At 68.6% G+C, this 10,393-nt stretch carries 7 protein-coding genes and 1 pseudogene; 3 read left to right on the plus strand and 5 right to left on the minus strand.

Annotated features, from left to right (window positions below):
* Positions 1 to 280 precede the first annotated feature (280 nt).
* Positions 281 to 2,245 (minus strand): TnsA endonuclease N-terminal domain-containing protein, encoded by a 1,965-nt coding sequence (locus ACGFYH_RS34050; RefSeq protein ID WP_393807032.1) that lies wholly within the window; start codon positions 2,243 to 2,245, stop codon positions 281 to 283.
* Positions 2,246 to 2,419: 174 nt separating this feature from the next.
* On the opposite strand from ACGFYH_RS34050, the gene ACGFYH_RS34055 reads away from it, so the two are divergent.
* On the plus strand, positions 2,420 to 2,665 hold the full coding sequence (locus tag ACGFYH_RS34055) for a hypothetical protein (RefSeq protein ID WP_393807033.1): 246 nt from the start codon (positions 2,420 to 2,422) through the stop codon (positions 2,663 to 2,665).
* Positions 2,666 to 3,208: 543 nt separating this feature from the next.
* On the opposite strand, the pseudogene ACGFYH_RS34060 reads toward ACGFYH_RS34055, so the two are convergent.
* A pseudogene (locus ACGFYH_RS34060) lies at positions 3,209 to 3,892 on the minus strand (DUF5655 domain-containing protein); the annotation flags it as partial.
* 426 nt (positions 3,893 to 4,318) lie between these two features.
* On the opposite strand from ACGFYH_RS34060, the gene ACGFYH_RS34065 reads away from it, so the two are divergent.
* Together ACGFYH_RS34065 and ACGFYH_RS34070 are read left to right on the plus strand one after the other, a co-directional pair.
* Positions 4,319 to 5,536: a hypothetical protein gene (locus ACGFYH_RS34065; RefSeq protein WP_393807034.1), complete on the plus strand. Its 1,218-nt coding sequence runs from the start codon at positions 4,319 to 4,321 to the stop codon at positions 5,534 to 5,536.
* A 521-nt stretch (positions 5,537 to 6,057) separates the two neighbouring features.
* Positions 6,058 to 6,255 carry a hypothetical protein gene (locus ACGFYH_RS34070; RefSeq protein WP_393807035.1) on the plus strand — a complete coding sequence of 66 codons (198 nt, stop codon included), beginning with the start codon at positions 6,058 to 6,060 and terminating at the stop codon, positions 6,253 to 6,255.
* Positions 6,256 to 6,331: 76 nt separating this feature from the next.
* On the opposite strand, the gene ACGFYH_RS34075 is transcribed toward ACGFYH_RS34070, so the two are convergent.
* From ACGFYH_RS34075 to ACGFYH_RS34085, 3 genes are read right to left on the minus strand one after another with little or no spacing between them, the layout of a single operon-like run.
* Complete coding sequence (locus ACGFYH_RS34075; protein WP_393807036.1) at positions 6,332 to 6,913, minus strand: DUF6262 family protein; 582 nt, start codon at positions 6,911 to 6,913, stop codon at positions 6,332 to 6,334.
* Positions 6,910 to 9,540: a tyrosine-type recombinase/integrase gene (locus ACGFYH_RS34080; RefSeq protein ID WP_393807037.1), complete on the minus strand. Its 2,631-nt coding sequence runs from the start codon at positions 9,538 to 9,540 to the stop codon at positions 6,910 to 6,912. The genes ACGFYH_RS34075 and ACGFYH_RS34080 overlap by 4 nt, the downstream gene beginning before the upstream one ends.
* Positions 9,537 to 10,250, minus strand: a complete 714-nt coding sequence (locus ACGFYH_RS34085) for a tyrosine-type recombinase/integrase (protein ID WP_393807038.1) — start codon at positions 10,248 to 10,250, stop codon at positions 9,537 to 9,539. The genes ACGFYH_RS34080 and ACGFYH_RS34085 overlap by 4 nt, the downstream gene beginning before the upstream one ends.
* Positions 10,251 to 10,393: the final 143 nt, after the last annotated feature.

Consider the following 10,393-nt stretch of genomic DNA (forward strand, 5'->3'; position numbering starts at 1 on the left):
GCAGGGTGTCAAGCTTCATCTTCAGTGTCAGGACGGCGCAGTCTGACTGGGCGTCACCCTATTGACCTGCGGCGGCCTTCAGGCGGAGAACATCGTCCGCGGCTGAGCCCACGCCGCCGGCAGTCATGTGGGGGGGGGGGGGCCGGCGGGGGGGGGCCCCCCCCCCCCCCCCCCCCCCCGCGCGCCGGCGGCCCCCCCCCCCCCCGGGCGGGGGGGGGGGGGGGGGCCCCCCCCGGGCGGCCCCCCCACCCCCACATGCTCGTCTCGCGGCGCCTGGAAGTCACCCGGCAGTCCAGCGGGCGATCAGCTGCTCTTTCCAGCCCTTGGGCGGGGGCCAGGGAACGCCCCAGTCGGCAAGTTGCTTACGGCTCCAGCCTCCCGCGGGAGAGCGGGAAGCCTCGATGTCCTCCGGCGAGGGCAGGACGAGGGGCCGGGCGCTACCTTCGACGGAGCGATCCCCACGGGGCCTCTCGGGATTCTCCGTGGCCGCTGCCGGCCTGACCCCCGCTCGGTCCGCTGGTGGGCTCGCGCGCAGCCGGAAGGGGCTGGTACGCCACTGCCACTCCCTGCTGAGGATGAGCGCGGCCAGGTCCAGCGAACCCATCGGGAGCACGCCCGCTACGGCACGGATCTGCGGCCAGCTCAGTTCGTGCCCCGCGGCCAGAGCGAGGGAGAGTGCATCCTCCAGGCGCGGGTCGACCATCTGGTGTTCGAGGAGCCGGCGCGTGCGATAGCCGTCCGTGGCCACCAGGCCCCAGCCGCGGAGGCGGCAGAAGTCGGCGGTGGCACGGTACTTGGCGACGTTGATGGCCATCGCCATCTCGTACACCGGCTTGACCTCGATGAGGACGCAGCTACCGTCTGCGGTCGCCGCGAGCAGGTCCGGGTAGTAGGTGCGCTGTCGCCCCTCGTATTCGTATCTGATGGCCAGCGGCTGTTCCTGGTAGTAGGTGATCTGCGAGGCGAAGCTGAGCAGTTGAATGACGCGCAGTTCCGTCTCGGACTCGTACGACACGGCCCGGTCGAGCTTGGGACAGTGCCATGCTCCGAAACGTCCGCGGGTGAGGTTCTCCTCTTCGCGGAGCGTTTCCAGTTCGGCTCGTGGTGGCGCCGGACGGCGATCACCGAACCAGTCCACCTCGGCGGAGACTGCTGCCCACCGCCGCGTCGAGCGGTCGATGCGGCCCTCTCGCATCGCCTCCCGGCGCGCCTCGTCGTGACGCAGAGTGCGTATGGTCGACGCTTCTGCTGCGAGGTTCTCCGCACGGACCTTGTCGGCACCGGCCAGCCGCGCCAGCAGAGGCACCGCCTGCCGGGGGGTGACGGACGGCAGCAGCACGTCCGCCAGGTCGAGCAGCCGTTCCGCGGCCGGCGGCTGAGCCCCGGGCCCCTCTCGACCCATGCAGCTCAGCTCGCCCAGCACCTGCCGCAGCCTCCGGGACGCCGGAGCGGTATTTCGCACGAGACGGCGGATCGCCCTGGTCTGCAGCTGGCGGACCCGCTCCCGGGAGACGCCGAGGCCCTCGGCGGCCGTCTCCAGCGTCTGCGCCGGCTGATCGTGAAGTCCAAGGCGACGGCCGAGAACATCGCGATCCCGCGGCTCGGCCAACTCGTCCACCGCTGCGGCGACCAGTTCCCGCAGCACCAACACCGTGTCGGGGTCCCGCGCCTCGATCAGGGGCCAGTCGCTCGTCAGATGCACGGCGCCAGGACAGACACACTCAAGCAGCCAGTCGTCCAGAAGGAGCGTGCCAGCTTGCCCCCACAGCCGTCGGGCCGCTGTCCGGCGGACGGTCTCATCGGCTGTGGCCAAGTCCCACACGACCTGCCGGACAAGGAAGGCTTCGCGCCGCTCGGGCCGCAGCACATGTCCCGTGGCACCCTCCCAGTCCGCCATCACCCCGGTCGCCCGGCCCGCCAGATCCTCCGTCGGCACATGGCGGGAGTCCGACGTGCTGCGCAGCGCCCGGCGATCCTGGTGCCGTCGAGCAACCGCCACGCTCCTCCACGGGTACGACGGCTCGCGGTCCAGACGCGTCCTCAGCCACTCAACCGGGTCGTCAACGAGCGCGCCGTCCTGTGGCACCGACAGATCCACTCGTGCACTGATCGCGGCCGGGGTACGGCCATGACGCTCTGCCAGTTGCGCAAGATCCAGCCCTTCGACTACGCCCGCGACAAGCCTTTCGTCCTCCGCCTCGCTCCAGGCACGGCCACGCCGAGATCCGGGCACCTCGTCCGGCACGTCTCTCCCTTACCGCTCTGACGGCCGCGCGGGCACATTTCACCCGAGGGGTTACACGCTCGCAGCCATACGCTCCAGCGATCAAATGTGCCCCGCCCGCTCCCATCCTGTCCACAACATCCCCACGCATCACAGACCCTGGCTGCGCCCGCCAGAGTCGGCGAGAATCGACTCATGCCCCTCCCGCGCCCTGCCGAGAGCGTCTACCGCAGAGTCACCGTCGAATTCGGCCATGAAGCCTTCGCCAGCCAGGCCCCGGCAACCCGACGCGCCCCGATTCCGAACGAGTGGCTCGACGCCCCGCCCGACGCCGATCTCCGCGAAACTTCCCTCATCCGCGATCCCGACCGGTACACCGACGGATTGCTACGCATGGCCTCCCTGGCAGCGCTCGTCCCCGGGGATCAATTCTCGCTCTGAGTGTTCCTGCGCAGCCGCGACGGCCAGCCTTTCGTCATGGACCGTCACGGAGTTACGGGACGGAGCGTCGGAAACCAGATGTTGGAGCCTCTGGCCAACCTTCAGGTGTACGCCACGAATCCACAGGGGCTTTACGAAGGAAAGTCACACGGCCTGTGTGTGCACGAGAAGTGGCTGAGCCCCGAGCATGACCTTCTCACTCTCCGCGACCTCGTTCCGCTCTACCTTCAAGACCCGGGACACGGCGATTGGACAGGCTCGGGCTGGTGCAGCAAATGCGCCGGATACGCGGTACGGAGGCTGAACGAGGAACAGTTCGCCCACTACTGGGCGAGCGTGCAGGCCGCTCACGCCGCCTTGTCCGGCGGGCCTCGGTAGATCTGGGCGGCAATATAGCGGTGGATCCCCGGTTACCGAAACCGGGGATCCACCGAATACTTATAGCTCCACCGCCACTACCTGACCGCCACGTCGAAGGGACGCATCGCGACAGACGACAACTTGATCAGGCAAGCGCACCTGACCTTGGGGGCCATTGCTCGTTCACGCCGCGGCGTAGCTCAGCCGGAACAGGTCCTGAGCACGCTCCAGGTCCCGTTCAGTGCGCAGCTGCACCTCCAGGTCGCCCGTGCCGTGGTGACCGAGCCCCGTCACGTCCCGGGTGAATCCGGGCCTGAGATCGACGCTTTTCGGGTCGGCCTTCAGGTAGACGAGCAACTTGGTCTGCTGGGGCGGAATGACACAGGCGAAATTCCGCAGCCGCTGGTAGGCGGCGTACTGCTTGCGCTGAACTCGCGTGATGCCATCTCCCAGGCCGCGGAGCGTCTCGTCCGCAGCCACGGCCAGCTCCGCCATGGCGCCGGTCTGCCGCTGGAGCGCCTGTGGCGCGTCCATGTGCGCGTGGCGGCGAGTGCGCCGATTCGCCGCGCCCGACTTGCCGGTGACGGAGACCACCGTCTCCAGGCTGACGTGGTCGCTGCCGTAGTACCGGTAGCGGACCATGTCGATGCTGCGACGGTGCTCGCGCACAGCGTGTGCGTCGTAGCGAGTGAAGTCGCCGGCAACACAGATCAGGCGGGGAGCACTCCACAGGACCTGGGCTGCGGTCGGTACTCCGAGCCTGTCGCGGACCAAGGTGTCGAAGGCGCTCCGGTGCCGGGTGAGCCACGACAGGTAGTAAAGGCCCTGGTTGATCACGCCGGCATCCGTGCCGCGCTTGTACTCCACTTTACCGACCGCAGGAACTCGTGAACCAGGTCTGAACTGCGACGACTCATAGACTACATGTCCGTGACGACGAGTTGGGGCTGCTGCGGCACGCTCGATTGATCTTGGGTGGGGCCTTGGGTAGCCCCGTAGCCATGTAGCTGCCACCACGGCTTCTGACGGTCTCAGCCTTGCCCGCGTTCAGCGCCAGCCGTGCCCGATGGCGCTCTTCGCGCACTACGTCTCAAATAGGATCTTGCATCCAATCTTCTTACGTGCACATGCCAATTGGTGGCCGCTGCATGAAGTACCGTCCCGATCGGCTATGTGACGACGTCGTCGATCTGAGACGGGAGTGATCTGATGTCGCAGCGCCGGGAAAGATCCCGAGCGATACGCCTGATACCCGCAGCGGTGATAGCCGCGCTTCTTACGACACTCATCGGTGTGGCACCTGCCGACGCCGCAGCACCTGCAGCGTCACGAAGCACCGCGGCCCAGACCGAGACCGAGACCGACGAGAGCGTGCAGCGGCAGTTAACTTCGCGCGCGACTCCTGGGTCTGACCGCCCCACCGCCGCGCCGGGGCAGAAGCTGGCTCGGCTTTCCGAGCGGGAGACGTGTACTGAGCCGAACGCCGAGGGTGCCTCGGTGTGCGTGCAGGAGACCAAGCCGTCCGATCTTCCTGCGCGCCTTCCGCAGAACTCGCGCGCCACCCTGGCCGCCGTGGACCCGCCCCAGTGGTGTGAGGACTCAAACGGCGGAATCCTCGGCACCCGCACGCAGATCTGCCAGGTGACCGGCCTCACGTACACCACCCGGCAGACTGTCAACGGCCAGACAACGGTAACGGGTCAGGCCAACATGATCGCCATCAACTACAGCTACAGCGACACGGGACTGCCCACGTTCGCCCACCAGCTCGAAGTTTCGGCATACAGCGGATGGGGCGACGCCCTGAAGGCATCCGTCGACGGGCAGGCGACCATGAGCGGGTCCTGCACGCGAGAGAGCGCCTCGTTCCCTGCACAGACCCTGACGCCTCTGAACTCCTGGCGATCGGGCGAGGCGTTCTTCGACACCACTGCCACCGCGGCCGGCGCCATCGGCAACTGCACCACCTACTGGTACCTCACCTTCACCAACGCCCAGTACTCGCCGGCTGTCGTCGACTACCAGCTCAACCAATTCCGCTGCGACAACGCCACTGTCGGACGAGCAACAGTCGGCTGCGTGGTGCCCTGGTACGCCTCGGAACTCATCTACAGCAAGGCGTCCTACCCCTCCCTGGCCTCGCACGTGGAGCGCGCCCAGGCGTCGGGGCTCCCCGGCGCTACGTTCGAGAACCCGCTGACCAGGACAGAAGATGACACGATAGTCGATACGAATCGTAGACTGGCGTGCGGAGACGCCCCCAGTATTGCGGGCCTGAGCTGCGATGAATACCCCATCGCGCGCTCGCGTGAAGGTCTGTCCTCCGGTGGTACACGGCGCACCTTCGATGGTTGCCAAATGTCCCACGTGTCCTCTGGGACCGGCCCGACGGGCGTCAGCGTCTGCATGATCACGGAATCGGAGAACAGAGCTCAGGGCGGTCTGAACACCCAGTTCTTCCGAGCTGAGCGCGTCCTCGACGGAGACCCCTTCAGAGTCACCGCTTCCTGATGCACCGTGCGGGTGCCGAGGGAAACCACGGCACCCGCACCCGCGGAGAACCGCGGTGTCGCTCCGGATGAGTCCGCGCATTGCCCGTACTTGTGCAAACCGTGGCAGGCTTTCACCCGGAGTGATGCCGTACCAACCGGGAGATTCCCATGAGCGCCCCACACAGCGTGTACGTCCCCGAAGGCACTTTCGGTGTTCTCGACGCCGGAGAAATCCCTGTTCAGACGGCGGACTGGAGCAACGGACTCGCCGTCCCCATGTCACACGGGGCTCTCATCGTCACGGGAATCCATACCGGCAAGATCCGGGCAACCGCAACACCTATGACCGGCTCACCACCCGGACTCGCAGATGACCTCTGGGAAGAGATCGTGGAAGTCAGCGTGCATGCTCCCACGGGCGGCCTGCGGGTCGAATCCCTTGAGCAGGGCCCGGTCGACGGACTTGCCCCCCTCAGCCCAGCGGGACCGGGCTGGTACCGGCTCCGCGTCCACGCGCGAGGCCGCGGCACCCTCCCGGACATGACCAGTCCCGAACCGGTGGAGGACTACCTCGTGATGGCCTGGCCCGCGCCGTGGGCCGACGCGGACATTATGCGCACGAGCGGCCGCCTGGAACACGACCTCGCTCACGCGGCCGGCGCGCCCCAGCCGCAACCGTCCGCTCCCGCGCGGAGCAAGGAACAGGAGGCGCTCCGCCGGCGCCTTCTGCGGGGATAGCCCTCCGGGGCAGCGGACCCCCTGACGTGGCGGCGACCTCGCCGTGCGTCACCGGGCTGTGGAGATCGGGCGGGTTTCAACTGAGCGGGTCGGCGAGGCTGGCTTCGAGGTCAGCGATGCGCCGGTCCTGGAAGCGGAGGTTGGAACGGGCGGCCTTGAGTCGTTCGTCGAGGGTGCGGTTGTCGGCGGTGAGCTGGCGGACCCTCTGCTTGAGTGTGGTGTTTTCGGTGCTGATCCGTTGAATGGTCTCTTCGGTCCATTCGGCCTCCAAGTCGCGGATCTCCCCCAGGAGTTCACCGATGCGGGTCCGCTGAGCAAGGATCTCGGCCTGGGCGGCCTTGAGGCCCTCCTCTGCGTTCAGCGCGCGTTCGCGCCAGGTCGCCTCGCGCTCGTTGTCCTGCTCGGGGAGCGTCCGGACGCGGCGGTCGCCGTCGTCGGCCATGGCGGTGGCGACGGTGGCTCTGGCCTCCAGGTTGTCATAGAGGAAGGTGCGGGAGACGTCTGCGCGGCGGGCGACGGCGGCAACGCTGACCTGGGCCTTCTCGCGCCGCAGCCGGGCGATGGCCGCGTGGACGCGGTGGAGGGCCGCTTCGGTCCGCTGGCGGCGAGCCGCCAGGGCCGCAGCCGTGCGCGGTGCAGGGACGGCGGCGGTGTTCATGCGATGTCCTGTTCGGGGTCGGTTTCCTCGGCTGTACGTGTATCGCTGTTCTCGTCCGGCTCCTCGTTGCCCGCATCTGCGAGGTCGGTGGCGCGGAAGACGGTGGACCACACGCGGTGGAAGTAGTCCTGGGGTTTACGCAGGTCCAGGGCGAGGGCGTCGTCGAGGAGGCCGAGGCCGGCCAGGGCCTTTTCCAGGCCGTCGATGGCGCGGGCGGTGGGCTCGAAGTAGCGGTGGAGGTAGTCGGCGGTGGCGTCGTCGGGGGCGCCCTCGGCCAGCAGTCGCCACTGGTCGCGCTTGCGACGCCAGTAGAGCAGGTCGGCGCCGGACAGGACGAACTTGTCGCAGTTATGGCAGTCGAGGTTGAAGGGGCAGGCGCCGCCGTTCACGACGGGCTGGAAGGTGCAGATTCCGCCCTCGGCGGGGGTGCTGCGGCGGGAGAGGTCGATGGCCAGGGCCTGGGCCTGCTCGCGGGTGAGTGGGGTGGTGTCGCTGGTGAGGGGTTCGCCGGGGTGGGCGGTGCCGGGGCCAGCGACCCAGACGTTTTGGAGGACGTTGTCCAGATCCGACTGGGTCAGGTGGATGTAGTGCTCGGCCATTCGGTCGGAGACCTGGCCAAGATAACGGCGGATGTGCGTCAGGCTCGCGCCGTGCCGCAGCAGTCGCGTGGCCAGCGTGTGCCGGGCCTGGTGAGCGACGTAGTGCCCGCCGAGGTCAAGCTCGGCGACCCAGCTGCGGAAGCCGGTGTGGAACCAGGTGTAGGACAAAGCACGGCGGCCGTCGGGGTTGAGGATGTCGGTGGGGAACAGGGCCAGGTGAGCGCGTTGGGCGTCAGTAGGCGGGCGGCCGGCGTGCCGGTCGGCGTAGTGGGTCAGGGTCTTTTGGCGGCGTTCTTCGAGCCGGTGAAGGAGATGGTCGGGGATGCGGACGGCCGCGTTCAGGTTGCCGACCTTGGTCTGGTCGTGCCAGAGCAGGGGCAGCCCGCCGTAGCGGCCGACGCAGTCCAGGCGGAGCTGGATGACCTCGCTGGCGCGTCGGCCGGTGACGATGATGGTCTCCCACATATCCCGCAGGCCGCGGTCGTGCGGGTCGTAGCCGTCGGCGAGCTGCTGCAGGTTGGCCTCGTCCGCAAGCGCCCGGGCGACTTCGTCGGGGAAGGGGTTGCGGCTGCGGGGCGTGCCCGGGCCGCCGACCGGCATGGCGGCGATGAAGGCGCGGTCCAGCCCGATCTGGTCGGCGCTGCCGCTGTCCAACGCGCCGCGCAGCAGGGCGCGACCGTAGTTGAACACCAGGCGGCGCGAGTTCTCGGTGACCTTCGCCCTCTTGCCGTCCAGGCGGGCCTGCCCGCGGAAGGCCAGGCCGAGGCGTTCGCGGTTGCGCAGGTCCGCGACGAAGCGGTGTGCGTGCTCGCGGCGCAGAGTGGACGGATCGTGGCCGCCACCCGGCGCCTCCGACTGTAAGAACGCGGACAGTTCGGCGCCGGCGCGGCGTACGAAGTCCACCGGCTGGGCGCTGCGCGGACAGGTGGGCGAGCGCAGCACGTCGACGATGTGATCCCACAAGAGGTCGCGCAGCCATCGCTGGGAGATGCAGGTCAGGTCGACGTAGCTGGAGCGGCCCGGAAAGCGCACCCCGAAGTGCTCGGTCTCGATGTAACCGGCATCCCGCGTGTCGGAGGGGGTGAAGTAGATCTTCCGCAGGGCCTGCTGCATCTCCTGGACCATGCGCTTGTGGTAGGCGCGGTGGAAGACGGACGGCTCCATACCGGCCAGGGACGTCACGTCGTGGCGCTGGCACTCGTCCGCGAGGGACTGCACCCACGTCAGATGCCACACAGCGACTGGCTGCAGGCCGTGGACATACATGCCCCACTGCAACTCCGCCCGCAGCAAGGGTCGCAGCCCGCGCAGGTTGACCGTTCCGGTGCGGTGCACCGGCAGCTGTGCACGGCACCAAGCACGGAAAGCGACCTGGTCCTCGCAGGTCACCGGGACAGGGCGATCACGGCGCTCGTAGATGGCGAAGAAGTTCTTCGGCAGCCTCGCCCCGCCCGGCCGCCCGGCCCGGATGTAGCCGCGCTCGTGCGCGCCGCACAACCCCAGCGGTGAAGCGGCCAATTCGTCGCACACGTCCGCGCGACACTCACGGTAACCCGGCAGTGCCGGCTGGTCGGCCAGCCACCGCTTGAACTCCCCCTCATCCCCGCTCGCACCGGGGTGCCGCTTCAGATGGCTCAGCCACCGGTTGCGGTGCCGGAAGCACAAAACCAGCTGCAGGCTGAACGCTGGCCGCTGCGGGCAGATCCGGCACATCATCGCCTCCGGCAACTCCGTGGCAGGCAGCGGCTCCGCGGCCCGCAGGAACTCAGCCCGGCTCATCCCACGCGCCTCCGCCTCCTGCCACTGCTCGGCGTGCACCGAGCACATCGCATAGCGCCGCCAGCGGGGCCGCGCGCAGTCGACGACCGTGCAGCTCCACGGATAGACCGGGTGCGACGGCGGAATCTTCAGCACCCCACCGCGCAGCGCCGGGTCGAACTCGGGCCCGCCGATAAACGCGGTGAGCACCTCCAGCCGGTCCCGTCGCGTGCGGGCATCCTGCTGCGGCAGCAGCGACGGCAACGTCACTTCGTCTCACTCCAGACCGTCCGCAGCGCGGCATCGAAGACCGGGTCGTGGACATCGACGTGCCCGTAGACCTCATCCACCATCGCGGCCGAGGCCCAGCCGCCGGCATCCCGGGCGATCAACGTGTTGCCTTCGGCGGCGTCGAGAACCGCAGAAGTGAACGAGTGCCGGAAGGCATGGGGTTTCACGACCCCGAGTCCGGCGCGTTTCCCGGCCCGGCCGAGCATCCGCCGGGCCCCCACCGGTGCCCACGGCTGTCCGGTAGCTGCGCCGTGCAGCTGGACCAGGAGCATGCCGTGCCCGACGCCGCGCGGGTACTCGGTGGTGACGTACTCGAAGTAGGTGTGCACCATCGCCGGGCTGATCCGTTTGATCAGCCCACCGGTCACGATGCCGTGCTCGACCCGCCAGGGGTGCTTGGTCTTGGCCTCGGCCCGGTTTGGGTTGCCGGGCCGGTGGCAGACGTGCAGGTGAGGGGCGCGGCACTCGCCGCAGGCCGCGTTCTCCCGCAGGTGCAGGTCGACCAGGTGCAGCCCGCACAGCTCGCCGATGCGCAGACCACCGTCGGCGAGCCAAGTGACCACCAGCCGGTCCCGGGCGGCATTCACCGTCTCCAGCAGCTTCTCCCGGGCGCCGTCAGGGAGCATCTTCGGATGCCGGCGGTGCGGCCCCTTCGGCGCCAGCGGGTTGGTGGGCAGCGCGTTCTTCACATGCCCGAGGAACGAACGGCGCCGGTCCACCCGCGACGGCAGCCGCGACTTAGAGGTTGTCTCACGTGGTGAGTTTCGCGAGCTTCTTGTAGCAGGTGAGGGCTGCGGCCAGGCCGAGGAAGGCGAGGAAGTGACTGCCCTTG

Source organism: Streptomyces sp. NPDC048392 (genome assembly GCF_043200575.1).
Taxonomy (GTDB): Bacteria; Actinomycetota; Actinomycetes; order Streptomycetales; family Streptomycetaceae; genus Streptomyces.